Annotated in this window: 20 protein-coding genes; 9 read left to right on the forward strand and 11 right to left on the reverse strand. The window is 72.7% G+C overall.

The window, feature by feature from the left end:
• Positions 1-2: 2 nt before the first annotated feature.
• Genes AB0I15_RS51870 through AB0I15_RS51885 form a run of 4 tightly spaced genes read left to right on the forward strand, consistent with a single transcriptional unit; the run spans position 3 to position 3,848 of the window.
• The gene (locus AB0I15_RS51870) at positions 3-1,172 is read left to right on the forward strand and encodes an alanine--glyoxylate aminotransferase family protein (protein WP_358114149.1); all 1,170 of its coding nucleotides are present in this window, start codon (positions 3-5) and stop codon (positions 1,170-1,172) included.
• Complete coding sequence (locus AB0I15_RS51875; protein WP_358114152.1) at positions 1,169-2,200, forward strand: aromatic ring-hydroxylating dioxygenase subunit alpha; 1,032 nt, start codon at positions 1,169-1,171, stop codon at positions 2,198-2,200. Before AB0I15_RS51870 ends, AB0I15_RS51875 begins: the two co-directional genes overlap by 4 nt.
• Positions 2,197-2,943, forward strand: a complete 747-nt coding sequence (locus AB0I15_RS51880) for an SDR family NAD(P)-dependent oxidoreductase (RefSeq protein ID WP_358114155.1) — start codon at positions 2,197-2,199, stop codon at positions 2,941-2,943. Before AB0I15_RS51875 ends, AB0I15_RS51880 begins: the two co-directional genes overlap by 4 nt.
• A gap of 8 nt (positions 2,944-2,951) precedes the next feature.
• Positions 2,952-3,848 carry an NAD(P)-dependent oxidoreductase gene (locus AB0I15_RS51885; protein WP_358114157.1) on the forward strand — a complete coding sequence of 299 codons (897 nt, stop codon included), beginning with the start codon at positions 2,952-2,954 and terminating at the stop codon, positions 3,846-3,848.
• On the opposite strand, the gene AB0I15_RS51890 is transcribed toward AB0I15_RS51885, so the two are convergent.
• The 7 genes from AB0I15_RS51890 to AB0I15_RS51920 all read right to left on the reverse strand — a co-directional run bounded on the left by AB0I15_RS51890 (position 3,775) and on the right by AB0I15_RS51920 (position 12,796).
• Positions 3,775-5,055 (reverse strand): ATP-grasp domain-containing protein, encoded by a 1,281-nt coding sequence (locus tag AB0I15_RS51890; protein ID WP_358114160.1) that lies wholly within the window; start codon positions 5,053-5,055, stop codon positions 3,775-3,777. The genes AB0I15_RS51885 and AB0I15_RS51890 overlap by 74 nt on opposite strands.
• Positions 4,973-6,079 carry a cysteine synthase family protein gene (locus AB0I15_RS51895; RefSeq protein ID WP_358114162.1) on the reverse strand — a complete coding sequence of 369 codons (1,107 nt, stop codon included), beginning with the start codon at positions 6,077-6,079 and terminating at the stop codon, positions 4,973-4,975. Before AB0I15_RS51895 ends, AB0I15_RS51890 begins: the two co-directional genes overlap by 83 nt.
• On the reverse strand, positions 6,061-7,518 hold the full coding sequence (locus tag AB0I15_RS51900) for a lyase family protein (protein WP_358114165.1): 1,458 nt from the start codon (positions 7,516-7,518) through the stop codon (positions 6,061-6,063). The genes AB0I15_RS51895 and AB0I15_RS51900 overlap by 19 nt, the downstream gene beginning before the upstream one ends.
• A 223-nt stretch (positions 7,519-7,741) precedes the next feature.
• Positions 7,742-10,633: a BTAD domain-containing putative transcriptional regulator gene (locus AB0I15_RS51905; protein WP_358114168.1), complete on the reverse strand. Its 2,892-nt coding sequence runs from the start codon at positions 10,631-10,633 to the stop codon at positions 7,742-7,744.
• 201 nt (positions 10,634-10,834) lie between these two features.
• The gene (locus AB0I15_RS51910) at positions 10,835-12,097 is read right to left on the reverse strand and encodes a LuxR C-terminal-related transcriptional regulator (RefSeq protein ID WP_358114171.1); all 1,263 of its coding nucleotides are present in this window, start codon (positions 12,095-12,097) and stop codon (positions 10,835-10,837) included.
• A 105-nt stretch (positions 12,098-12,202) separates the two neighbouring features.
• A complete protein-coding gene (locus tag AB0I15_RS51915; RefSeq protein WP_358114174.1) occupies positions 12,203-12,373 on the reverse strand; it encodes a hypothetical protein in 171 nt (56 codons plus the stop codon).
• 249 nt (positions 12,374-12,622) lie between these two features.
• On the reverse strand, positions 12,623-12,796 hold the full coding sequence (locus AB0I15_RS51920) for a hypothetical protein (RefSeq protein ID WP_358114176.1): 174 nt from the start codon (positions 12,794-12,796) through the stop codon (positions 12,623-12,625).
• Between the two features lie 6 nt (positions 12,797-12,802).
• Here AB0I15_RS51920 and AB0I15_RS51925 point away from each other — a divergent pair, with 6 nt between their 5' ends.
• Positions 12,803-13,276: a phospholipase A2 gene (locus AB0I15_RS51925; protein ID WP_358114178.1), complete on the forward strand. Its 474-nt coding sequence runs from the start codon at positions 12,803-12,805 to the stop codon at positions 13,274-13,276.
• Between the two features lie 15 nt (positions 13,277-13,291).
• On the opposite strand, the gene AB0I15_RS51930 is transcribed toward AB0I15_RS51925, so the two are convergent.
• The 4 genes from AB0I15_RS51930 to AB0I15_RS51945 all read right to left on the reverse strand — a co-directional run bounded on the left by AB0I15_RS51930 (position 13,292) and on the right by AB0I15_RS51945 (position 18,130).
• Positions 13,292-14,722, reverse strand: a complete 1,431-nt coding sequence (locus AB0I15_RS51930) for an L-fucose/L-arabinose isomerase family protein (RefSeq protein ID WP_358114181.1) — start codon at positions 14,720-14,722, stop codon at positions 13,292-13,294.
• 44 nt (positions 14,723-14,766) lie between these two features.
• Entirely contained in the window at positions 14,767-15,657 is an 891-nt protein-coding gene (locus AB0I15_RS51935; protein WP_358114183.1) for a discoidin domain-containing protein, read from the reverse strand.
• Between the two features lie 13 nt (positions 15,658-15,670).
• A complete protein-coding gene (locus tag AB0I15_RS51940; protein ID WP_358114186.1) occupies positions 15,671-17,251 on the reverse strand; it encodes an alkaline phosphatase D family protein in 1,581 nt (526 codons plus the stop codon).
• Positions 17,252-17,344: 93 nt separating this feature from the next.
• Positions 17,345-18,130 carry a DeoR/GlpR family DNA-binding transcription regulator gene (locus tag AB0I15_RS51945; protein ID WP_358114189.1) on the reverse strand — a complete coding sequence of 262 codons (786 nt, stop codon included), beginning with the start codon at positions 18,128-18,130 and terminating at the stop codon, positions 17,345-17,347.
• Positions 18,131-18,310: 180 nt separating this feature from the next.
• Between AB0I15_RS51945 and AB0I15_RS51950 the strand changes: the two genes are divergently transcribed.
• Genes AB0I15_RS51950 through AB0I15_RS51965 form a run of 4 tightly spaced genes read left to right on the forward strand, consistent with a single transcriptional unit; the run spans position 18,311 to position 24,907 of the window.
• Positions 18,311-19,612, forward strand: a complete 1,302-nt coding sequence (locus tag AB0I15_RS51950; RefSeq protein WP_358114192.1) for an extracellular solute-binding protein — start codon at positions 18,311-18,313, stop codon at positions 19,610-19,612.
• Positions 19,613-19,617: 5 nt separating this feature from the next.
• Positions 19,618-20,523 (forward strand): sugar ABC transporter permease, encoded by a 906-nt coding sequence (locus AB0I15_RS51955; RefSeq protein WP_358114195.1) that lies wholly within the window; start codon positions 19,618-19,620, stop codon positions 20,521-20,523.
• Positions 20,520-21,332 (forward strand): carbohydrate ABC transporter permease, encoded by an 813-nt coding sequence (locus AB0I15_RS51960; protein WP_358114198.1) that lies wholly within the window; start codon positions 20,520-20,522, stop codon positions 21,330-21,332. Before AB0I15_RS51955 ends, AB0I15_RS51960 begins: the two co-directional genes overlap by 4 nt.
• Positions 21,329-24,907 (forward strand): hypothetical protein, encoded by a 3,579-nt coding sequence (locus AB0I15_RS51965; protein WP_358114201.1) that lies wholly within the window; start codon positions 21,329-21,331, stop codon positions 24,905-24,907. The genes AB0I15_RS51960 and AB0I15_RS51965 overlap by 4 nt, the downstream gene beginning before the upstream one ends.
• The last annotated feature ends 8 nt before the right edge of the window (positions 24,908-24,915 follow it).

The following is a 24,915-nucleotide window of genomic DNA, read 5'->3' on the forward strand; positions in this document are numbered from 1 at the left end:
CGGTGCTCAGCAAGCACCGGCTGATGGTGCCCGGCCCCACTCCGCTCCCGCCGGAGGTGTCGGCCGCGGCCTGCCTGCCCATCGAGGACGAGCGCACCCACGACTTCGCGGGGCTGTTCACCCGCATGGTGGACAACCTGCGGCGGGTGCTGCGCACGAGGAACCAGGTCCTGGTGTTCACCTCCAGCATGACCGGCGCGTTCGAAGGCGCCGTGCAGAACCTCTTCTCCCCGGGAGAACGGGTGCTGGTGGCCGAGAACGGCGCCTTCGGGCGGCGGTGGGTGGACATGTGCCGCGCCTTCGGGCTCGACGTCGTCGAGCACTCCGCGGGCTGGGGCGACGACCTGGACATCGCGCGCGTCGCGGAGACGCTGGCCGCCGACCCGGCCATCACCGCCGCCATCTGCGTGCACTGCGAGACCTCCACCGGAGTGGTCAACGACGTCGAGGCGTTCGCCGCCGCGGCGTCCGGCGTCCTGACCGTGGTGGACTCCGCCTCCGGGGTCGGCGCCTGCGAGCTGCGCACCGACGAGTGGGGGGTGGACGTCGTGGTGGGCGGCGGGCAGAAGGCGCTGATGACCCCGCCGGGGCTGGCCTTCGCCAGCGTCAGCCCGCGCGCCTGGCGGCGGCACGCCGAGGCCCGGCTGCCGCGCTTCTACTTCGACTGGACGCAGACCCGGCAGGCCTACGACTCCGACATCCCCCGCACCCCCTGGACCCCGGCGATCAGCCTGCTCGTCCAGTTCGACCAGGCCCTGCGCCTGCTGCTGGAGGAGGGGCTCGACGAGGCACTGCGGCGGCACGTGCTGCTCGGTCGCGTCGCCAGGGCCGGCCTCCAGGGGATGGGCCTGGAGCTGCTCGCGCCCGCGCGGGACCGCAACGCGACCGTCACCACCGCGCTGATGCCGGCCGGCATCGACAGCGAGGAGGTCGTGCGGCGCGTCAGGCAGGACTACGGCGTGCAGATCGTGGGCGGCGGCGGCCCCCTCGCCGGCCGGGTCGTCCGCGTCGGCCACTGCGGGTACGTGGACACCCTGGACGTCCTCGCCACGATCGCGGCGCTCGAACTGACCCTGCACACGATGGGCGCGCCGGTACGGCCGGGAGCCGGCGCGGCCGGCGCCGTCCAGACGCTCACCAGGGACGGCGAACTGATCGCGAGGGCCTCATGATGGATCCGAGAGAGCGCACCCTGCTGGAGGGCACCTGGTTCCCCGTCGCGCGGTCGGAGGACCTGACCGGCGGCGTGATCGCGGGCAACATCCTGGGCCGCGCGCTGGTGGTCTACCGGGTGGACGGCGTCACCACCGTGGCCGACGCCGCCTGCCCGCACCGGGGCGCGGCCCTGCCGATGGGCCGGATCCGCGAGGGCGCGCTGGAGTGCCCCTACCACGGCTGGCTCTTCAGCGCGGGCAGCGGCAGGTGCGTCGAGGTGCCCTCGCTGCCGGAGGGCGCGCGCCCGCCCCGGGTGGCGCTGCGCACCTATCCCACACGGGAGACCTACGGGCACGTGTGGGCCTGCCTGGGCGAGCCGGTGCTGCCGCTGCCCACCCTGGCCGACTGGGCCGTCCCCGGCTGGCAGTACGGCTTCGGCGTGCCCACCGACCTGGCCTGCGGCATGCGGCAGCTCACCGAGAACTTCCGGGACATGGCCCACTTCCCGTTCGTGCACACCGAGACCATGGGGCACAACGTGCGGCGCGAGGTGGCCCCGTACCACGTCGAGCGGGACGGCTACGAGCTGCGCTGGACGCTCGGCACCGACCTCGGCGGCAGCGCGCTCAACGGCAACACCCCGCTCGCGACCGGGCAGACGCTGACCTACCACCTGGCGCTGCCCATGTTCACCTACATCCGCACCCGCTTCCCCGACGGAGGCCGGCGGCTGGTCGCCCAGTTCGCCACCCCGATCACCGCCGACGGGGACCGGGTGCGGCAGTTCTGGGTCGTCGGCATCGACGAGGTGGTCGCGACCACGCACGGCGTGTCCATCGAGGAGATGTGGGAGTACGAACGGCAGATCTTCGCCGAGGACCATCCGATCGTCGAGAACCAGTGGCCGGCGGAGGCGCCCCTCGACGTGCACGCCCAGGCCCACACCAGGGCCGACCGGTACGGCATCGTCTACCGCCAGGTCTACCTGGAGCTGCTGGACCGCCTGGTCCGGGAGCCCTCCCTGACCGGCGGGGCGAGCCGGTGAGCCCCGCGCGCTTCACCGGCCAGGTCGCCCTCGTCACGGGCGCGGCCACCGGGATCGGCGCCGCGACCGCCAGGGCCCTGGCCCGCGAGGGCGCCGTCGTCGCCATCAACCACTGGCGGCGGCCCGAGCAGGCCGAAGCGCTGGCCGCCGAGCTGTCCGGCACCGGCGCGTTCGCGGTCGAGGCCGACGTGAGCGCCGCCGCCGCGGTCGGCGAGATGGTCGAACACGTCGAGAAGACGGCCGGCCCGATCGACCTGCTGGTCAACAACGCCGCGATCCTGTCCAGGGCCGACAGCGCCGAGCTGGCCGAGGACGAATGGGACCGCGTGCTCGCGGTCAACCTCACCGGCGTCTTCCTGTGCTGCAAGTACGTCGCCAGGAGCATGATCCCCCGGCGGTCCGGGCGGATCGTCAACATCTCCTCCGACCTCGCCTTCACCGGGGAGGCACGGCTGGCGCACTACTGCGCGGCCAAGGCCGGCGTGCTGGGGCTGTCCAAGGCGCTGGCGCGCGAGCTCATCCCCTACGGCGTGCGCGTCAACGTCGTCGCGCCCGGGATGACCGAGACGCCGATGCTGATGGCCAACCCCGTCGCGTACAACCCCGGCCGGCAGGCCGCGATCCCCGCGGGACGGTGGGCGCGGCCCGCCGAGATCGCGGCCTCGATCTGTTTCCTGGCCTCTCCGGAGGCCGACTACTACGTCGGGGCCGTGCTGTGCCCCAACGGGGGACTGGTGATCTGATGCTCCGCGTGGCCGTTCTGCCCGAACCCGCGCCGCCCGCCCTGGCCGCGGCCATCGACGCCGGCGGCGGCGTCGTCGTGCCGAAGGAGAGCGCGCAGGCGCTCGTCTGGCTCGGCGACGACCCCGCCCGCCTCGGGGCCTGCCTGCGCGAGGCGCCCCAGGTCACGTGGGTGCAACTGCCCTGGGCCGGGGTCGAGGCGTACCTGCCGGGCATGGCCGACGGGCGCGAGTGGACCTGCGCGCGAGGGGTGTACGGCCCGTCCGTGGCCGAGCACGCGCTGATGCTGGCGATGATCTGCCTGCGCGGCGCCGACCGGTCCGCGCGCGCCGGCCGGTGGCTGCCGCAGCCGCCGGTCACCCTGACCGGCCAGGACGTGCTGGTCGTCGGCGGCGGCTCGATCGCGGGCGAACTGCTCAAGCTGCTCGGCCCGTTCGGCGCGGACGTCACCGTCGTCCGCCGCGACGCGCGGGCGATGCCGGGCGCCACCCGCGTGCTGCCCGCCGGAGCCCTGGACGAGGCGCTGCCCGCCGCCCGGGTCGTCGTCCTGGCGGCGGCGCTCACCCCGGAGACGCGCGGGCTGATCGGCGCGCGCCGGCTGCGGCTGATGCGCGCCGACGCCTGCCTGGTCAACGTGGCGAGGGGCGAGCTGGTGGTGACGGACGAGCTGGTGCGCGCGCTGGCCGCCGGCGAACTCGCCGCCGCCGGGCTGGACGTCACCGCGCCCGAGCCGCTCCCGGACGGTCATCCGCTGTGGTCGCTGCCCAACTGCTTCGTCACCGCGCACTGCGCGGACGACCTGCCGTACGCGATGCCCGCCTTCGCCGCGCTGGTCAGGGAGAACATAGCGTGCCGAGCGGCGGGGCGGCCCCTTCGAGGATCGGTCGACCGGGAGCTGGGCTACTGACGGCCCGGCTGCGGACGGTGATCCTGCCCGCCGCGGCCGCCAGCCGGTCCAGCACCTGCGCGCGTGAGACGCCCGTGGCGATGACGAACCCCAGCCGGTCGTACGCGCTCCTCGGCTCCCCGGCGGTCATGCCGGGCCGCCCGGTGACGCTCACCTGGGCGACACCGGGCATGCGCCGCGCCTCCCCGGCCCCGGCGATCTCCTCCACGACCCCGGCCCGCCCCGCCGTCAGGAACTGGATGCCCGCGTAGCCCGGCCGGTCGCTCGTCACGACGGCCTCCCGGGCGGGCAGGCCCGCCGCGTAGCGCAACTGCGCCTCCAGCAGATCGACCCCGTCCACCAGCCGGATCAGCTCCGGGATCATCCCGCCCGCCAGCCGGTTGTTGATCTCGATGATCTCCACCCGGCCATCGGCGATCTTGACCTCCACGTGCGAGGGCCCGTACCGCACGCCGACGCTCTCCAGCGCCCGCCCGGCGACCGCGACGGCCTTGCGATGATCGACGTCGGCCGGGTAGACGTGCCGCCACTCCAGGCACTGCGCCGGCGTCACCGCCTTCTCCGTCACGCCCACGAGGCTGCCCCCGAACAGCTCCACGCTGAACTCGGGCCCCGGCACGTACTCCTCGACCAGGGCCAGCCCGGCGCTCGCCTGCCCGCGGACGTTGGCCCGCACCGCGAGCACCACCGCCACCTGGGTGGCCGCCTCCTCCGCCGTCCCGCAGACCCGCACGTTCTGCGAGCCCGAGTCGTCGACCGGCTTGACCACGCACGGCAGGCCCGTCACCCGCAGCGCCCGCCCGAGGTCACCGGGCTCCCGGACCACCGCGAACCGCACCGTGGACAGTCCGGCGGCGTCGAGCACCTGCCGCACCCGGGCCTTGTTCCGGCACCGGCCGACCGCGCGGGGCGAGTTGCCCGGCAGGCCGAACCGCTCGGCCAGCTCCGCCACGGCGCCGAGGTAGAACTCGCTCGTGGTCGTGACGCCGGCCAGCCGGTCCCGGCCCAGGCGGCGCAGCACCGCGGACAGCTCGGCCGGCTCGTTGGTTTCGCACACGATCACCTCGGGAGCCGCCTCGCCCAGCCCGCCGTACCGCTCCGGCCGGTTGGTCAGGAAGACCGGGTCAAGGCCCAACCGCCGCGCCGTACGGATCGCGAGCATGCCGGTCCCGGTCGTGTTGGCCTCGACGAAGATCAGACGTCGCACGGTCGCCTCCCTTGAACACGCGGTACGACCAGGCGCCCACCACGGTCCCCGGCTCCACCTCGACGGGTGCGCGCCGGGCCGGCATCGCGGGCAGGTCGTGCGCCTTCCTGTACGCGTCGTCGTAGACGCTCTGGTGATACCGGTCGCCCCGGTCCGGCAGGATGCCCACCACCACGCTGCCCGGCGGCTCCCGCTCGCTCAGATGCCGCAGCACCCGGTACACCGCGCCCGAGGTGTTCCCCGCGAAGATCTTCTGCTCGGCGGCCAGCTCCAGCGTGCTGTCGAAGGCCTCCCTGTCGTTGAGCCAGTGCACCTCGTCGAACACCGCGTGGTCCACGTTGGGCGGAATGAGGCTGTTGCCCAGGCCGCTCTGCAGCCGCTGCGGCCGGTCCGGCTGGCCGAAGATCGCGCTGCCCACGCAGTCGATGCCGACCACGCGAAGACCGGGCAGCGAGCGGCGGAGCGTCCTGGCCGTCCCGCACATGGATCCGCCGCTGCCCACGGTGCCGGCCAGGACGTCGATCGTGTCCAGGTCGCCGGACAGCTCGGCGGCGAGCGCCTCGTAGGCGAGCGGATTGTCCGGATTGCTGTACTGCCTGGGCCAGAACGCGCCCGGCAGGTCGCGCAGGAGCAGCTCGAGCCGTTCCAGCCGGGCGCTCTGCCAGCCATGGCCGGTCATCGCCTCGACGATGTGCACGTGGGCGCCGAGCGTGCGCAGCTTGACCAGGGTGATCGGATCGATCCGCGGATCGGTGACGATGTGGACCTCATGGCCCAGCGCCGTGCCCACCAGGGCCACGCCGAGCGCCATCGTCCCCGACGAGCTCTCCACGATGGGCGCGTCGTCGGGCAGCTCGCCCGTGGCCTTGGCCGACAGGATGGTCCGCTTGGCCACCCGGTCCTTCATGCCGTACAGGTTCTGCAGCTCGAGCTTGGCGTACACGCGCACGCCCGTGTCGCGGCCGAGCGTGAGCCTGACGAGCGGAGTGTGCCCGATCGCGTCGATCACGTCGTCGTACGGCATGCCCTCAGCTCCTCTTCGATCCGGTCGGCGGCTCCGAGCGCGGTGGCTCCGCGCCGGTCCCACTGGCGCGACAGCCGCTTCAGCTCGGCCTCCTGCTGGGCGAGCAGCCGCCGCACCGTGCTCGGCAGCGACTTGCGCGCCAGGTCGCGTTCGGGGTCGAACGCCTCGACGAGCAGGTCCTTGGCCATCCGCACCGGGTGGCCGTGCCGGGCGCCGACCCTGTTCAGCAGCGCGGGGTCGGGCCGCGACGGCGGCGGGGCGGCGACCACGTACTCACCGACGATCACCTGAGCCGTCCGCCATGGCACCCCCTGGCGCAGGGTGAGCAGGTTGGCCAGGGAGAACGCCCCGAGATAGGCCTCCTCGCAGGCCGCCTTCATGCGGCGCTCCCGGCAGGTGAGGTTCTCCAGCACCGCGGTCAGCAGCCTGAGCACCGACCGCGCCGTGCGCCACAGCCCGCAGAGCTGCCCGCCGCCCTCCTTGGCGACCTCCACGGAGTTGGCGAACGGGGTGGCGCGCTGGATCAGGGCGATGTCCAGGTATCCGCCCGTGAGCACGGCGGCCCTGCCGCGGATGCGCTCCAGGATCGGGAAGTTCTTCTTCTGCGGCATCGCGGAGGAGATGGCGGACAGCTCGTCCGGCAGGTCGATGAAACCGTGCTCGCTGCCGCCCCACGTCATCAGGTCGGTGACGAACCTGCTCAGCGTCAGCCCCAGCATCGACAGCTCGGCCGCGATCTCCAGTTGCCAGGCCCGGGAGGCCACCGCGACCAGCGGATGCGGCTGGGCGGCGGCGAACCCGAGCAGCTTCGCCATCCTGGCGCGGTCGAAGGGGAGCTCCTGGCCCGTCATGGCGCCTGCGCCCAGCGGGCTCAGGTCGATGCCGTCGTAGGTGGCGAGCAGCCGCCCGAGCGTGTGCACCAGCGCGGCCGAGAGCGCGGAGAAGTGGAGGCCGGGGGTCATCACCTGGGCGGCCTGCAGATGGGTGTAGCCGGGCATCGGCGAGGTGGTGTGGCGCCCGGCGAGCGCGTGGGCGGCACGCGCGCACTGGAGCAGGGCGGCCGCGGATTCGAGCAGCTCGGCCCTGGCCGCCATCAGGTGCGCGCAGGCCTGCAGGTCGTTGCGGCTGCGATCGACGTGCCACTGCGGGACGGGGACCGTCAGCCGGGCGGTCACCAGGCGTTCGAGGGCGAACGCCAGGTCCGACATGTTCGTCTCCGGGTCGGCGGCGAGGACCTCCGGCGTCACGCCGGCCAGCGCGGCGGCCACCCGTCCGGCCTCCTCGGCGCTGAGCACTCCCATCCTGACGTACTCCAGCAGCAGGACCTTCTCGATCAGCACGTACCACGGCAGGTTGCCCGCCGCCTCGGAGGCGAACTGCGGCGCCAGGACCTCCTCGTGCAGCACCCGGCCGGGGCCGCTGCGGATTCGGCCGGTCAAGGGATGTGTCGAGTCCACATAGGCACGGTGACCGGCGCGGCTATCGCCCGGCTGTCACGGTCGTATCGGCTTCGGCATAAAAGCCGCCCAGGGGGAAAGTAAGGCGACAGCGGGGCGACACCGCCCCGCCCTTACGTGGGGCGTGTACTGTCCGTAGATCTTAGGAGCCGGTCATGGTCGCGCGAGCCGTCCGCGACACCCATTGGGGTTGAATCTCACGCCGTTATGCGCTGCCCTCGTCCATGGACATCTGGTCCTGGAGGTCGAGGGTACGCGCATGCCAGGGGTTCGCGTCCAGCCTCTCGAACAGCAGCCGCGCCTCCGCCGCCGGCTCACCGGCCCGGCCGGCCTCCCCCATGGCGAGGTAGAGCTCGGCGAGCGCCAGGCTGGCCCGGGCCGTGAGCAACTGCTCGTCGCTCTGCCGCGCCAGCGCGCTCGCGTTCAGCAGTGACGTCTCCGCCGCCGGGTGGTCGCCCCGCAGGGTCTGCGCGATGCCGATGCCGTACAGCGCGTACGCCTGGCCGAGCGGGTCGCTGGTCTCCATGACGATGTCGAAGACCTCGTGGAAGGTCCTGTCGGCCAGGGCGGTCTCGCCCAGCCCCAGGTAGACCTCGCCGAGCAGTTCGAGCACCTGGGCCTGGGTACGGCGGCTGCCGATGACCTCGGCGATCTTCAGGGCCTGCTCGCAGCAGAGGCGGGCGTCGCCGTGCTGGCCGCGTTCGAGACGGATGCGCCCGATGCCGCACAGCACGTGCGCCTGGCAGGCCAGGTCGCCCACGTCGCGCAGGGCGGTGAGCGCGTCGCTGTACTTGGCCAGGGCCGCGTCCAGCAGCCCGTGCACGCGGTCGAGGAAGGCCAGGTTGCGCAGGGCGAGCGCGGCGCCGTGCCGCTCGCCCAGGCCCAGGAACAGCCGCCGGGCCGCCAGGAGCTGTGCCGCCGACTCGTCCAGCCGCCGCTGGAACAGGGCCAGGGTGCCGCCCGAGTACAGCATGGCGGCCTCGCCGAGGCGGCTGCCCTGCAGCGCCGTCCGCAGCGCCACCTCCGTGGTGTCGCGCCAGTCGTCGAAGTAGCTGCGGGCCTCGAACAGCGTGGTCATCGTCAGCGCCAGGTCCCAGCAGATGTCCGTCGCGCCGATGTCGGCGGCCTGGCCGATCGCGCCGAGCAGGGAGGCGCGCTCGAACTCCATCCAGTCCAGCGGCCGCTCCAGCTCCCGGTTCACCCAGTGCGGGGGCAGCGGGCAGCGCGGGGCCGGGCCGTGGATGATCGTGTAGTCGCCGCCGTACTCGCGGCGGTGCGCCTCGTCGAGCAGGAACAACCAGGTCGAGAGCACGCGCTGGAGGGCGAGCGCCCGCTCCTCCGGCGGGTCGGTGAGCGTGATCCGCTCTCTGGCGAACACCCTGATCAGGTCGTGGAAACGGTAGCGGGCGCCGCCACCGGCGATGCGCCGCACGTCGACCAACTGGGCGTCCACCAGGGACTCCAGGATCTCGGCGGCCTCGTCCACGTCGCAGTCCAGCAGCGGCGCGGCGATCCAGCCGGGGAACTCGGCCGTGGCGGGGAGCGCGAGGGCCCGGAATAATCGCCTGGCCGGCGGGTCCAGGCTCTCGTAGCTCACGGCGATGTTGGCCCGGATGCCCTGGCCGGCGTACACCAGCTCGTCGAGACGGTGCTCCTCGTCGCTCAGGCGCTCGGTGAGCTGGCCGACCGTCCAGTGGGGGCGGGCGGTGAGCCGCGCCGCGGCCACCCTGAGGGCGAGCGGCAGGCCGCCGCACTGCCGTACCAGGGTGAGGGCGTTGCTGGGCTCGGCGCGCGTCCGCTCGCGGCCGGTCATCTTCTCCAGCATCTGCATGCCCTGCTCGGTGTCGAGCGCGTCCAGGTAGATCTGCCCGGCGCCCGGCAGGCCGGCCAGCCGGGCCCGGCTGGTCACGATCACCGCGCAGGAGGCGCTGCCCGGCAGCAGCGCCCGCACCTGCTCCTCGTCGGCGGCGCCGTCGAGGAGCACGAGCACCCGCCGTCCGGCGAGCCGGTCCCGGTACATCTCCGCGCACTCCCCCAGCGTGCTGGGCACGACCGCGCCCGGCACGCCGAGCGCCCGCAGGAATCGCTCCAGCGCCCTCTGGGGGCTGGTGGGCGTCGCGTCGACCCCGCGCAGCTCGGCGTAGAGCTGGCCGTCCGGGAACATCTCGGCCACCGCGTGGGCCACGTGGAGGGCGAGCGTGGTCTTGCCCACGCCGCCCTTGCCGGAGATCGCGACGATCTTCATGGCGGGCGCGTTGTCGTCGACGGCGTACAGGCTGTCCTTCAGCGCGGCGGCGAGCTCCTCGCGGCAGGCGAAGTCGGTGATCGTCGAGGGCAGCAGGCGGGGGGCCGCGGGCTGGGTGATCACCAGCGGCTCCGCCGGGGGCCGCGCGGGCGTGTGCAGCGAGGGCGAGCCGCCGGAGAGGATCTCCGAATGGAGCTGGCGCAGCTCCTCGCCCGGCTCGATGCCCAGCTCCTGCACCAGCTCGTTGCGGGCCAGCAGGTACGCCTCCAGGGCCTCGGCCGGCCGTCCCGCCTGGCAGAGCGCCGTCATGAGCTGGGCGCGCAGCCGTTCCCTGAGCGGATGTTCGGCGACCAGGGCCATCAGCTCGCTGATGACCTCGTGGTGCCGATCCAGCCGCAGCTCCGCCTCGACGCACTCCTCGATGACGCTCAGCCGGCTCTCGGCGAGCCGCGTCCCCGCCGAGCGCACCAGCCGGCTGTCGACGTCGGCGAGCGGCGTCCCGCGCCACAGCGCGAGCGCCCGCCGCAGCGTCTCGACCGCCTCCTCGAGCCGCTCGCCCTGGGCGGCGCTCCTTCCCTCGGCGTGCAGGCGCTCGAACACGTGCATGTCGAGAGCACCGTCGCCGACCCGGAACAGGTATCCGGGCGGCCGCGTCTCGATCATGTCGTCCAGGCCCGCGTCGTCGAGCGCGCGCCGCAGGCGGGAAACGCACGTCTGGATCTGGCCCCGCGCGGTACTCGGAGGATTGTCGTCCCAGACGGCGTCGATAAGGCGATCGACCGATACCAGTCGGTTCGCCTCCAGGAGCAGGGTGGCGAGAACGACGCGCTGGCGCGCTGACGTGAGCGTCATCGGTCGATTGGAGCCGACCACCTCGAGTGGTCCCAGAATCCGAAAGACGAAAGACATCGCGATTATGAATTTGGCTCGGATGGAAATGCTTGTCAAGCAAACAATTGCTTTGCCGCGCGGCCGGGACTCGTTATCGCGGCGCGACGGCGGGCCCCGGACACCCGTTCGGCGGCGTTGATCGCGACGTGCCCGATCATCACCTCACGGCGTGTCGTGGCCGAGCAGGACGCCGAGGTCCCGGCGGGAGGTGATGCCGAGCTTGCGGAAGGCGTTGTAGAGGTGGTTGCCGACCGTTCGAGGGCTGAGGAAGAGCTGGGCGGCGATGTCGCGGTTGCTGACGCCGCGCGAGGCCAGCCGGGTGACCTGACGCTCCTGGGCGGTGAGCAGATCGCGGGGGACAGGGCTTCCCGTACGGGCGGGGGAGGGCTCGCCCGCGGCGCGGCGGGCCCAGGGACGGGCGCCGAGGTGCTCGAAGCGCTCCCGGGCGGCGCGCAGCAGCTCGCGGGCCGCGCGCTTGCGGCGGGTACGGCGCAGCCACCGGCCGTAGACCAGCTCGGTTCTCGCCTGCTCGTACGCCTGCGGGTCCAGGCCATGAGCGCGCAGGGCGGCCTCGAAGTGCCCCTGGCGATCGTCGTCCGGGGAGCCGGGCGGCAGGAGGAGCGCCCGGCAGCGGTGGGCCAGCGCCTCGGGGGTGGGCCGGCCGGTCTGGACGGCCCAGGCGTCGAAGCGATGGAACGCGGTGGCCGCCGGGTCCGGCCGGGCCCAGTTCAGCAGAGCGGCGCCCACGGCGTCGTCGTGCGGGTGCCCCTGGGGCGCGGTGCGGCGCGAGGGGTCGCCGGAGACGGCGGCGAGCCAGGCGAGCAGGCAGGTGAGGTGGCCGGCGGTGTGGCGCTGACCGGAGTCGCGGGCCAGGTGGAGCCCCTCCACGGCGGTGCTCTCCGCCTGGCGGTGGTGGCCGAGGAACGTCTGGGCCCTGGCCCGGACGAGCAGCGCGCCGGGGAGCGAGCCGACCAGGCCGCGGGTGCGGCAGGTGGTGACGAGGGCGACGGCCAGGTCGTACGAGGCGCGGTGGTCGGGGGTGGCCAGGCCGACGGAGGCGACGACAAGGGCGAGGCGGGGGTCTGCGGGCGGGGAACGGCGGGCCGACTGGATCAGCGCCCGGATCCGGGGGACCCCGGCGGCCGGCTCTCCCCGGAGGAGGTCGGTGAGGCAGGTCAGGGTGCGGGCGAGGGGGGAAGGGGTGGCGGTCAGGGTGTTCAGCCGGTGCGCGACGTCGCGGGCCAGGTCGCCGTCGCCCGCGTACCAGGCGGCCCGCGCGGCCTCCGCCAGCATGACGGCGGCGGTGGCGGCGCCGGCCGTCCTGTCGGCGCACGCCAAGCCTTCGGCCAAGCCGGTCGCCAAGGTCGCGCCCGTCGCCCCGCAGGCCGCGCCCGCCGCGCCCAGGAACCTGCGGGCCGTCCGCACCGGCGACGGCTTCGTGGACCTGGACTGGGACGCCGGGTCGTCGGAGCCGGTCTTCTACTGGGTGCAGTTCCGCTCCCAGGGCGGCTCCACCTGGTTCACCTTCGCCTACCCGACCAGCGCGACCTCGGCGCGCCTGACCACCCCCCTGTGGAACGACTTCACGTACGACTTCCGCGTCGTCGCCAACAACCGCGACGGCATGAGCGGCCCGTCGAACACGATCACCACCGGCCCCGCCTCGGCCCCGCCGACCGCGCCGAAGAACCTGCGCGTCACCGGCGAGGGGTACGGTTACGTCAGCCTGACCTGGGACCCGAGCGACACGCCCTACGCGTACTACTGGGCCCACTTCAGGTCGGCGGGCAGTTCGACCTGGTACTACTTCGCCTACCCCACGATCGGGACCACCGCCCGCCTGACCTACCCGCTCTGGACCGGCTTCTCCTACGACTTCCGGATCGTCGCCGTGAACCGGTGGGGGACGAGCGCGGCGAGCAACACCGTCTGGGGCGGCCCCACCCACGCCTACCCGTACGAGCCGGAGAACCTCCATGCGACCTCGGCCATCGGCGGCATCAAACTCCTCTGGACCGCCAGCAGGACGCCCGGCGTCATGTACTGGGTGTACTGGCGTCCCTCGTTCCCCTGGAACGGCCCGTGGACCAGGAGCAGGTATCCCACCACGAAGACCTCGGCCACCCTGAAGTGGGTGGCGCCGATCCGCTACGAGGTGAAGGTCGCGGCCGTCAACCCGGCGGGGGAGCACGAGGGCGGCTCACGGACGGCCATGGTGCTCATGCCGAAGGTCCAGATGTACAACCACCTCACGATGATCGGCGCCACGGGCGGGCGTGGTTCAACGACGGGCTCTTCAACCGGAGCTACTACTCGACCTACGGCTTCAACTGGGACAACGACGGCTGTAGCTGGGCCCGGGACCAGCCGTGGATCTACAACAGGCGGGTCGACTTCCGGGACGCCTGCCACCGCCATGACTTCGGCTACCGCAACGCCAAAGCCATGGGGCTCTTCGGCTACAACGTCAAACGGTACGTGGACTGGATGTTCCTGCAGGACATGTACGCCGCCTGCGAGTCCCAGCTCCCGTCATCGCACCACCGGGCGTGCACCTTCACCTCGAACCTCTACTACCGGATGGTCAGCAACTTCGGCACCTGAACCCGGGGCCGGGCTTCAGGGCTGGACGTGGGTCACCTCCGCGCCGAGCAGGTCGGCCACCGCCCGCAGGTCGGCCAGGCGGTGGCCCGTGCCCAGGGCCCAGTGGTGGGAGATGCCGCTGGCGCTCCACGCGTCGGTCCATTCGCCCGGGTCGCAGCCGAAGTCGACGCGGGAGGTGGTGTTGCCGATCTGCAGCAGCGGCCCCTCGACGACCTCGCCCTCCGAGACGACGAAACCGTAGCTCCCGTCCTTGGCCTGCCGCAGCCCGAACGCGGTCACCGGGCCGCGCGTCACGTCGAACTCGACCGACACGCCCCACCCGCGTTTGCCGTGGTAGACGCCGAGCCCGCGCAGCAGCGGCCGGCGGGAGCTGATCGCCAGGTGGGCGGGGCCGTCGTGGCCCATCTCCACGTGGCCGCGGGCGAAGTCGAGCGCCTGCAACTCGGTGAACGAGCCGCCGCCGCCCAGCCGGTCCATGATCAGCATGGCCAGCGACGTGCGCAGCTCGTACTCGCCGGCGGCCGGCACGCCCCGGGCGGTGAGGAGCGAGGCGCCGAGGATCATGCCCGCGCCGAGCCGCTCGTGGATCTCGCCGTCCAGGCCCCGGTGGTAGTAGGCCAGGCTGTCCAGCCCGAAGTCCTCGACCAGGCGGTCCAGGCCCACCGACACGCGGGCCGCCCACGCCAGGTCGTCCTCGTTGACCGAGTCCGCCAGCTCGAACACCTCGCGGGTCAGCGCCACCCGCTCACCGGCCTCGGCGTCGGAGACCTTCTCCGCCCGCACCCGCAGGTCGTCGAACTCCAGCACCTCCACGTGGCCGCCGAAGTTCGCGCTCACCAGCGTCAGGTCGGTGGCCACGTCCAGCATGCCCGGGTAGAGGTGCCCCATCAGGCCGTGCCGCCCGTGGCGCAGCGCGGCGCGCACGCCCGCCGCCCGTACCCAGCGGCCGATCCGCTCCCAGGCCCGCTCGTCCTCCAGGTAGCCGGAGACCGACCGGAACGGGATGCCGCAGCGGGTGAACGCGTTGGCCATCTCCGGCAGCGGGCAGGCGCCGCAGTAGGCCAGCCACTGGCCGGTGTCGAAGGTGGCGTGGTCCATCGACTCCGTGGGCTGCAGGTTGATCAGCAGCACGGGCGCGCCGCTGCGCTGGGCGATCGGCACGAGCATGGTCGCCGTCATGTAGGTGGTCAGGAAGCCGACGATGAGATCGCAGCCTGCCGCCCGCAGCTTCTCCGCCGCCTCGGCCCCCTCCTGGGCGTCGGAGATGAAACCGACGTCCACCACCTCCGCGTCGAAGCCCCGCATGCGCTCCGAGACGCGGTCGGCCGAGCGCTGGAGCTGGGGGAGGAGGTCGGGGAACTGCGGCCAGTAGGCTCCCAGCCCGCCGGCGACCAGCCCCACCTTGATGCGGCGCGGGGTGACGCGGGTGAACGTGCCGGTGGTCACGGATGTGCTCCTTTCAGCGGGCTTCCCTGCTTCTCCAGGGCCGCTCAGTAGGCTTCGATCTCGATGATGCGCGTGTAGTCGTTGGCGCCGTTCGACGCCAGCACCACGACGCGGACGGCGTCCGCCGTGACCGGGGTGAACTCCGAGCGCGCGTTCCCCGCCGTGTTGCCGCGCACCTGGGCGACCGTCTGCCACTGCCCGCCCACCTGGGCCTGCACGTCCCAGTCACGCACTCCGTAGCGGGAGGCGGGATAGCGTTCGGTGTCCAGCGTGTACACCTCCACCCGCGACACCGGCCGCGCACTGCCGAGCGCGACGGCCACCGTGTCCGGCCAGGCCCTGGCGGTGGCGTCGTTCCAGCCGTTGCCGCCGGCCCAGCCGTTGGAGGAGCGGTCGCCGTCGGCCACGCTGCACGGCGGGTAGTTGGCGTTGGTGTGCTGGGAGGAGGCGGTGACGGGGCGGCGCAGCGCGAGGTTGCCGCCGTTGTCGAGCCCGTCCACGGGCACGACCTCGACCGGCACCTTCAGCGTGGTCGAGGGCGTGCGCAGGCGCAGGCCGTACGTGCCCTGCGCGGTGCCGGGCGGCACCGCGACCAGCAGCTTCGCGCCGACCTCGTAGCCGGGCGGCAGGTAGCTGGTCAGCATCGGGCGGGAGGCGGTCAGCGGCGCGTCGATCTCGACCTGCATGGTGGCGTAGGAGGGCTTCTTGGCGTCGCTCCGCATGCCGATCTCGAGTTTGGCGGGGCAGGCGGGGTCCACGCCGAGCGGGGCCACCAGCCTGTCCGCGCCGGCGATCGGGACGAGCCGGCCCGAGCCCTTGGACGTGCCGGGCCTGACCTTGACGGACAACGACTGCGGGGGCGGCTCGGGATCGAGGCCGCCGGCCGTGGTGGTGACGGTGATGGCGACGGCCAGCGCGGCGGCGAGGATACGCATGATCCGTTCCTTTCTAGAGCGCGTGCAGGCCGGGGGCACCGTCGACGGTGACCAGGCTGGCTCGGGTGGAGACGGGGGCGCCGGGGCGGTCGACGTACGGGACGACCTTGAAGTCCGAGCGCCACTGGCCGCGGGTGACCTCGCAGGAGACGTAGCCGCGCTGGTAGCTGGAGAAGCGCAGATGCGGGTTGACCGGGTCGCTGCCGCCCGGCGGCAGGCCCGTGGCGGGGTTGCCGTTGCCGCCGCTGCTGATCGAGGTGCAGACGAACTCCACGCCCATGGCGGGCGAGGCCGGGTCGTCGAAGTCGGTCCTGAGGTCGCCGGCGAGGTTGTAGTGGATGTCGCCGGTCAGCACCACCGGGTTGCTCACCTGGCGGTCGACCATGCCGGTGAGCACGCGGTCCTTGGCCGCCTTGTAGCCGTCCCACAGGTCCATGCTGAGCCGCTGGGCCGGGCCCGCGTCGAAGTCGAGCTGCATCATGGCGATCTGCTGGGCGAGCACGTTCCACTTCGCCCGGGACTCGCCCAGGCCGTCGAGCAGCCACCGCTCCTGCTCGGCGCCGAGCATCTGCCGCGCCGGGTCGAGCCGGTCGGCGCAGTCCACCTGCTGGCCGTCGCCGCAGACCTGGTCGTCGCGGTACTGCCGGGTGTCGAGCACGTTGAACTCGGCCAGGTCGCCGAAGGTGAACCTGCGGTAGATCCGGGCGTCGGGGCCCTCCACCGACGGCACGCGGACGGGCATGTTCTCCCAGAAGGCGCGGAAGGCGTTGGCGCGGATCACCAGGTAGTCCTGCTCGGTGACCTCCCCGCCGGGGCCGAAGCGGCCCGCCCAGTTGTCGAGCACCTCGTGGTCGTCCCAGGTGACGATCCACGGCGCGCGGTGGTGGGCGGCCTGCAGGTCGGGATCGCTCTTGTAGAGGCCGTACTGGACGCGGAAGCGGTCGAGGGTGTCGCACTGCACCCGGAACTGCTCGGGCACCGGGGTGGCCCGGTTGCCGCCCATCGGCACGATGCCGTACTCGTAGATGTAGTCGCCCAGGTGGAAGACCACGTCGGGGGTCTCGTCGGCGAGGTGGCGGTAAGCGGTGTAGAAGCCGTCCTGCCACAGGGCGCACGAGGCGAACGCCAGGCGCAGCGCGTCGGGGCTGCTGCGCGGCGCGGGGGCGGTCTTGGTCCGGCCGACCGGGCTGAGCTCGCCGCCGGCGCGGAAACGGTAGAAGTATTCGCGGCCCGGGCGCAGGCCCTTGGCGTCCACGTGCACGGAGTGGCCGTACTCGGGGGTGGCCCAGGCCGAGCCGTCGCGGACGCGGCGGGTGAAGCCCTCGTCCTCGGCGATCTCCCAATCGACCCGGATCCTGCTGTACGGCAGCCCGCCGAGCGGCTCCAGCGGCCGGGGCGCCAGCCGGGTCCAGAGGATCACCCGGTCCGGCAGCGGGTCGCCGGAGGCGACGCCGAGCTGGAACGGGTAGTCGCTCCTGGCCAGGCTCCTGGCCGAGGCCCGCGCGGTGTGCGGGTCGGCCAGGCCGGAGCCGAAGGCCAGGGCGAAGGCGGCGCCGCCGATCCCGAGGAAGCCTCGGCGTGAGGGTTGAGGCATGCTGCTTCCTAGTCTGGGGGGCGAAAGCCCTCACTTTGTAGCAAGCAGGCGAGCTCTTAACAAGATGCAAGTTACAAATAACGCATATTCGTGTTACATCTGGGCCACCTGGACGTCCCCGTGGTGGTCGCGCAGCCGCTGGAGCAGGTCGGCCGGGACGTTGGAGTCGACCACCACCACGTCGAAGTCGTCGAGCGGCGCCACCCGGTGCAGCGCCACCCGGGCCAGCTTGGAACCGTCCACGGCCAGCACGCGCCGGGCCGCCGAGCGCAGCATCGCCCGCTTGACCAGCACGATCTCCTGCTCCTGATGGTAGGCGTACTGGTCGGAGACGGCCGAGGTGGAGACCACGACGAGATCGGTGCTGACCGCCTCGACCGCGTCGACGCAGCCGAGCCCGAGGAAGGAGTCATGGGTGGCGTGATATTCACCGCCCAGCGCGATGAGCCGGATGTCACGCCGGCCCGCCAGCAGCCTGATCGCCTCCATGAAGTTGGTGACCACGGTCAGCGGGACCAGCTCGTCCAGGTGGCGCGCCACGGCCAGCGCCGTGGTGGAGTCGTCGAGCATCACCGAGCTGCCCGGCTCGATCAGCCCGGCCACCACCCGGGCGATGGCATCCTTCTCGGCCGTGTGCGCCTTGAGCCGGTAGGCGATGTTGCTCTCCCACACGTTGCTGGCCTGGGCGGTCGCGCCGCCCCTGACCTTGCGCACCATGCCCTGGCGTTCGAGCTCGTCGAGGTCGCGGTGGACGGTCATCAGGCTGACGCCGAAGCTCTCGGCGAGCTCGGTGACGGAGGCGGAACCCCGGCGCACGATGTGCTCGGCCATGCCGTGCCATCGCGCTGACCTGGTGGAGGTGTGCTGACGCGAGTTCACCTATGTCTTCACCCTTTCGGACGGCTGCGAATCCTACCCTTGACACCCCGCTCGGGCGACTCGTAACCTCCCTCCACCGCTACTTTTAACACGATTGTTTGTGAACTTAACATCGATTAAAACGTTCGCATTCAGCTCTCGGGGATCTCAGCTTTTCCGCACGACCGAGGAGACAGCGACATGACCGACCTGCTGCACCACGCCAGGGTGAGCCGTGGCCAGTTCCTGCGCATGATGGGCGGTCTGGCCGTGGCCACGCTCGCCACGGCCTGTTCCACCAGGCCGGAGACCACCGCCAGCACGGGTGGAAGCGCCACGACCGAGCTGAAGTTCGTCGGCGTGGCCGACCAGAAGACACCGATGGACGAGCTGGTGGCCGCCTACCAGAAGGCCAAACCGGCCGTGCGCGTCACCGCCTCCTTCGCCCCCACCGATCAGGTGCAGACCTCGGTGCGCACCCAGCTCGGCGCCGGGAACGCTCCCGACCTGCACGTGGTCTACCCGGGCAACGGCAGCGCGATGTCGATGTCGCAGATCGCCGGGGCGGGGCTGCTGGCCGACCTGTCCGCGCAGGCGTGGACGAAGACGATCCCCGCCGGGTTCAAGCCCGCCTTCCAGCTCGACGGCAAGACCTACATCTACTCGGCCGGATCGTCGGTGATCGGCGCCGTGTACAACAAGAAGGTCTTCGAGCGGGCCGGGATCGACGCGCCGCCCACCACCTGGACCGAGTTCCTGGCCGTGTGCGAGAAGCTGAAGAAGGCCGGGGTGGTGCCGATCGCGCTGGGCGCGCAGACACCATGGGTCACCCAGCTCATCACGTACGCGCTGGTGCCCTCCACCGTCTACGCCAAGGACCCGACGTTCGACGACAAGCAGCTCGCCGGGCAGGCCAGCTTCGCCGACTCCGGCTGGCGGCAGGCCATGGAGATGTACCTGGAGCTGCAGAAGCGCGGCTACTTCAACGACAAGCCGAACGGCACCACGTTCGAGCAGCAGACCTCCATGGTCGCCACCGGCAAGGCGGCCATGGCCATCCAGGTCTCGGCCGTGCTGCCCGACTTCCGCAAGGCCGCCACCTCGCCCGACGACCTGTCGATGTTCCCGGTGCCGGGCGCCGACGACGCGAACGCGGTGTGGATCCCGGCCGGCGTCGTCGTCGGGCTCGGGGCCGCGGCCAAGGGCCGCAACGTCGAGGAGGCCAAGGCGTTCGTCGACTTCCTCGGCCGCCAGGAGAACATCAACGCCTGGGCCAAGGCCATCGCCGCCATCCCGCTGACCCAGGACGCGAGCTCCAGCATCGACCCCGCCGTCCAGTCGTTCCTGCCGTTCACCAAGGACCGCGCCGTGCCCTTCATGGACCAGCGCTGGCCGAACGCCGAAGTCCAGCCGGTGCACTTCGCGGTCGTCCAGGAGCTGCTGGCCGGCGACGCCACGATCGACGAGGCGCTGAAGAAGATGGACGAGGCCTACCGCAAGTGACTCCCGTGACCGCAGGGCGGGCCCGTCCCGCCCGCTCCGCACGGCGGCGGCGTTTCGACGCCGCCGCCCCGCCCTGGTGGTTCGCCGCGCCGGCCCTGGCGGTGTACGCCCTGATCGTGCTCTACCCGGCGATCGCCGGCGTGATCTACGCGTTCACCGACTGGAGCGGCATCGGCCAGGACATGTCCTTCGTCGGCCTGGCGAACTTCGGCACCCTGCTGGGCGACGAGCAGGCCATGGGCTCGATCGGCAACACGCTGCTGCTCACCGTGGCCATCGTGGTCGTGCAGAACGGCGTCGGCCTGCTGCTGGCGCTCGGCGTGCACGTCAAGCTGAAGAGCCGGGCGCTGCTGCGCGTCGTCTTCTTCGCGCCCGTCGTCGTCAGCCCGGTGATGGTGGCCTTCCTGTGGAAGTACATCTACAACCCCGACCCCGCCTCCGGCCTCAACGGGCTGCTCGGCCTGCGGGTCGACTGGCTCGGGGACCCGTCGGTCGCGCTGTGGTCGATCGCCGGCATGGTCGTGTGGCAGTACGCCGGCTACAGCATGGTCATCTTCCTGGCCGGCCTCGAGGGCGTGCCGCGTGAGCTGCACGAGGCAGCCATGATCGACGGCGCGGGCACCTGGCAGCGCTTCCGGTACGTCACCTGGCCGCTGCTGGCCCCCGCCGTGACGATCAACCTGATGCTCTCCACGATCGGCGGGCTCAAGCTCTTCGACCAGGTCTTCGCCGCCACCAACGGCGGCCCCGGTTACGCCACCGAGACCCTGTCGACCGTGCTGTACAAGCAGGCGTTCGTCTTCGGCAAGTTCGGCTACAGCACCGCCATCGCCCTGGTGCTGGCGCTGTTCGTGGCCGCGGTGTCGCTCGTCCAGGTCTACTACCTGCGAAGCCGGGAGGTGACCGCGTGAGAAGGACGTTCGCGCTGGAGATCGTCATGATCGCGGCGGCGGTGGCGTTCATGTTCCCCGTCTACACGCTGATCTCTCTGTCGCTGAAGGACCCGGCCCAGATCTCGCAGACGCCGCTGGCGCTGCCCGACCCGCCCACGCTCGGCAACTTCGCCAGCGCCTGGTCGGCCGCCGCGCTCGGCCCGTCCCTGGTCAACAGCACGGTGATCACCGTGGTCAGCCTGGTGGCGCTCGTCGCGCTCGGCTCCTTCGCCGCGTACTTCCTGGCCCGGGTGCGGACCCGCCTCGGCTACGGGCTCTACGTGCTGTTCCTGCTGGGCATCGTGCTGCCCTTCCAGCTCGGGATGATCCCCCTGTACGAGCTGGTGACCGACCTGGGGCTGATCGGCACGCACGCCGGGATGATCCTCTTCTACACCGGCATCCAGCTCCCGTTCACCGTCTTCCTCTACACGGGCTTCATCCGCGCGCTGCCCCGCGAGTACGCCAGCGCCGCCCAGATCGACGGAGCCTCGCACCTGACGGCCTTCACCCGGGTGGTCTTCCCGCTGCTGCGGCCGATCACCGGTACGGTGCTGATCCTCAACGCCGTCTTCGTCTGGAACGACTTCTTCACCCCGCTGATCTACCTCGGCGGGTCCGGCTTCGAGACCGTCCCGGTCAGCGTGTTCGCCTACGTCGGCCAGTACGTCTCCCAGCACGGCCTCGTCTTCGCCGGCCTCGTGCTCGGCGCGCTGCCGATCGTCGTGGTGTTCCTGCTGCTGCAGCGCTACGTCATCAAGGGCTTCTCCAGCGGGCTCAAGGGATGAACGTCTTCGAGACCTTCCGCGAGCCGCCCCGCGCGTTCTCCCCGGCGGCCATCTGGTGGTGGAGCGGCGAGCCGCTGCGCCGCGACCGGCTGCGCTGGCAGATGGAGCGCCTGGTCGCCGGTGGCGTGCACAACCTCGTCATCCTCAACCTCGCCCCCTCCGGCCCGCTGTTCGGCTCCGACGCCGACGACCCGCCGTTCCTGTCGGAGGCGTGGTGGGAGCTGCTGGACGGGGTGTGCGAGGACGCGTACGAGCTGGGCGCGCACCTGTGGTTCTACGACCAGCTCGGCTTCTCCGGCGCCGACCTTCAGGCGCGGCTGGTGCAGGAGCGCCCCGAGTTCGCCGGGCGGTGGCTCGCCCCCGACGGGTCGGTGACGTCGCGGGGCTTCGACTACCTGTCGCGCGAGGCCTGCGCGGTGCTGCTGGAGCGGGTGCATGGAGAGTTCGAGCGGCGGGTCGGGCACTGGTTCGGCAAGGTGATCGCCGGGTCGTTCCAGGACGAGCTGCCCACCCTGCCCACCTGGTCCGAGCGGTTCGCCGCCGAGCATCTCGCCCGCCGCGGGCGGCCGTTCAGCCTGAGCCAGCCGGACTGGCGGGCGTACCAGCTCACCCGGGCCGAGCTGGCCGAGGAGGCGTTCTTCCGGCCGCTGGCCGACTGGCACGCCCGGCACGGGCTGGTGCACGGCTGCGACCAGCAGGACCCCGCCCGCGCCGGCCATCCCGTGGACGGCGTGCGACTGTACGCCGACTACGCGCGCACCCACCGCTGGTTCGGCGCGCCCGGCTCCGACCATCACGGCGACGCCCGCCTGCACTCCTCCCTGGCCCACCTGTACGGGCGGCCGCGCACGTGGATCGAGGCGTTCCACTCCAGCGGGTGGGGCGGCACCCTGGAGGAGACGTTCGACTGGCTGCTGCCGTGGCTGCGGGCCGGGGCCACCCTGTACAACCCGCACGCCGTCTACTACACGACCAAGCGCGGCTGGTGGGAGTGGGCGCCGCCGTCCACGGACTGGCGGCAGCCGTACTGGCGGCACCACCGGGTCTTCGCCGAGGCGGTCACCCGGCTGTGCGCGGCCCTGTCTCTGGGCCGCCACGCCTGCGACGTCGCCGTCCTCCTGCCCACCGCCACCGCCCAGACCGGGGTCGCCACGGACGGGACCGGCCCCGATGGTGCCGGCGCTGATACGGCCGGTGCGGCGGCGCGGGCGCAGGAGGTCTACCGCGAGCTGGTGGGCGACATGGCCTGGTTCGCCACCAAGCCCGGCGTGCTGGACCGGCTCGGCCTCGACGCGGACGTCATCGACGAGGACTCGGTGCGGCGCGCGGTCGTCAAGGACGGGCGGCTGACCGTCTCCACCGAGGCGTACCGCGCCGTCATCCTGCCCGCCGTCACGGTGCTGGACGAGGACGTCGCCGCCCGGCTCGCGGAGTTCGCCGCGGGCGGCGGCCTGCTGGTCACGGTCGGCACACCGCCGGGCGAGCGGCCCCCGGTGAGCGCGCCGGGCGGGCAGCTCTCGGTGAGCGCCCCGCCGGACGGACAACCCGCTCCGGACACGCGTCTGGACGCCTGGCCCGGTGCCGTGGCCGGGCTCGGGGCGCGGTTCGTCGAGAGCGCCGACCGGCTGGGGGCGGCGCTGACCGACCTGGAACGGCGGGTCGAGGCACCCGTGCCCGCACTCGTGCGCGAGGACGGGGAGACGACGCTGGTGTTCCTGCCCGCGGCCTTCCCCATGGCCAGCCGCATCGGCGTGGGCCGGCCCGAAGAGCGCGGGGTGGAGCTGGGCTGGCTGGACGCGGTCATCGACTTCGACCCCGGCCGCTACGCACGCGAGATGCCGGTCACCGTCCGCGGCGTTTCGGGCACGCCCCTGCTGCTGCGTCCCTTCGCCGGGGGTGACCCGGTGGCGCTGCCGTGCACCAGGGACGGGGACGCCGTGCGGGTCGTGGTCCCGTTCGACGACGGGCCCGCGGCGCTGCTGGTGTTCGACGGCACCTCGGCCGAGCCGGCGCCGCGCCCCGAGTACCTTGTGGCGGCCGAGCTCGGGGACGAGTGGGACGTCGAGCTGGTGCCGACGCTCGACGACACCTGGTCCGACTTCGGCGGCGGCGCGGGGGTCGAATGCCGGACGCTGCGCACGCCGGACGGCGAGCCGGTGGACGTGACCTTTGGGCCGCGCGGCGAGCAGCGCGTCGGCGCCGGGCCGTGGACGCCGTCCGTGTGGTCGCTCTCCCGGGGACTGCGCAAGGATCCCGTGCACCGGGACACACTGGGGCCGAAGGGACGGGTGCCGGTGGAGTTCCTGGCCTTCGGCCGCGTCGGGGCGGGCACCGAGGTCCGCTTCCGCACGGTCGTCACCGTCCCGGACGGCCCCGCCTGGGCGGCCGTCGGGGCCGGTGCGGTCAAGACGCTCTGGATCGACGGCGCCGAGCAGCCGCTCGACGACCCCGGCTACGCCGCCGTCTCACGCTCGCCCGTCCCGCCCGGCGAGCACCTGCTCGAACTGCTGCTCGTGCCGGACGAGGAGCTCGACCTGCGGGCCTACGTCTGCCTGCTGGCCGACCCCGCCGCCGCGGCCCGCCCGGAGTGGATCGCCGGCACACCACTGGAAACGGTCGTCCACGCATCCCCGGACGGTTCCGCGCCCGGGGGCGGGGTGCTGCAGGTGGCCTCGACCTCGTTCTGCCGGGTGGTCGTCAACGGCGTCGAGGCAGGCAGGCAGGGCGGCTTCGACCCCTACGCCGAGGCGGACATCCCCCGCGTACGCCGCTACGACGTGACCCACCTGCTGCGCGAGGGCGCCAACACCGTCCGGATCGAGTCCGGCGGCTGGGTGCTGGCCGACGGGCTGGCCGTCTCCGGCCCCGGCTGGTCACCGCGTCCCCGGGTACGCCGCCGCCAGCACGGCGACCCCGCCGCCCTCTGGCTGCTGCCCCGCCCCCACCCCCTGCCGGAGGCCGGCTGGCTGGACCCGGGCCCCGCCGCTCTGCCCCCAACCCTGCCCGCCGTCTTCGCGGTGCCCGGCGCCGGCCCGCGTACCGAGCGCTTCCTGCTGGACGCCCCGCCCGGCGCGACCGGTGTCGAGGTGCACGCCTCGGGCCGGGTCGACCTGCGCGCCGAGCTCGGCGGCGGGCCGGGCGACGTCGAGATCCGCGTGCGCACCGCGCCGGGCGCGCAAGGGGGCGCGGCCTTCACCGGACCCGTCCGGTTCACCTGCGGCCCCGGGCGGATGCGGCTGGGCGACTGGGAGGAGCGCGGGCTGGCCGGGTACAGCGGCGGCGTACGCTACCGCACCACGCTCGCCGCCCCCGCCGGACCGGGCCTGCTCGACCTGGGCCGCGTCAGGGGCACCGCCGAGGTGACGGTCAACGGACGGCCCTGCGGCGTCCGGGTGTGCTCCCCGTACGTGTTCGACGTCGAGCTGGACGAGGGGGACAACGTCGTCGAGGTCCTCGTCCTGGGCACCCTGGCCCCGTACCTCGACGAGGCCAGTCCGACCCACTTCGTCTTCCCCGGCCAGCGTTCGACGGGCCTGTTCGGTCCCGTCCGCCTGCGCCGGCCGGGGAAGGGGTAGCCGGTGCT

Origin of the sequence: Nonomuraea sp. NPDC050643, assembly GCF_040654715.1 — a bacterium.
Taxonomy (GTDB): domain Bacteria; phylum Actinomycetota; class Actinomycetes; order Streptosporangiales; family Streptosporangiaceae; genus Nonomuraea.

Bases quoted from the DNA above. Each gene is read 5' to 3' on its own strand.
- AB0I15_RS51875 (WP_358114152.1), top strand. From the start codon at position 1,169: ATGATGGATCCGAGAGAGCGCACCCTGCTGGAGGGCACCTGGTTCCCC.
- AB0I15_RS51895 (WP_358114162.1), bottom strand. From the start codon at position 6,079: ATGCCGTACGACGACGTGATCGACGCGATCGGGCACACTCCGCTCGTC.
- AB0I15_RS51905 (WP_358114168.1), bottom strand. From the start codon at position 10,633: ATGACGCTCACGTCAGCGCGCCAGCGCGTCGTTCTCGCCACCCTGCTC.
- AB0I15_RS51935 (WP_358114183.1), bottom strand. From the start codon at position 15,657: ATGCGTATCCTCGCCGCCGCGCTGGCCGTCGCCATCACCGTCACCACC.
- AB0I15_RS51940 (WP_358114186.1), bottom strand. From the start codon at position 17,251: ATGCCTCAACCCTCACGCCGAGGCTTCCTCGGGATCGGCGGCGCCGCC.
- AB0I15_RS51950 (WP_358114192.1), top strand. From the start codon at position 18,311: ATGACCGACCTGCTGCACCACGCCAGGGTGAGCCGTGGCCAGTTCCTG.
- AB0I15_RS51965 (WP_358114201.1), top strand. From the start codon at position 21,329: ATGAACGTCTTCGAGACCTTCCGCGAGCCGCCCCGCGCGTTCTCCCCG.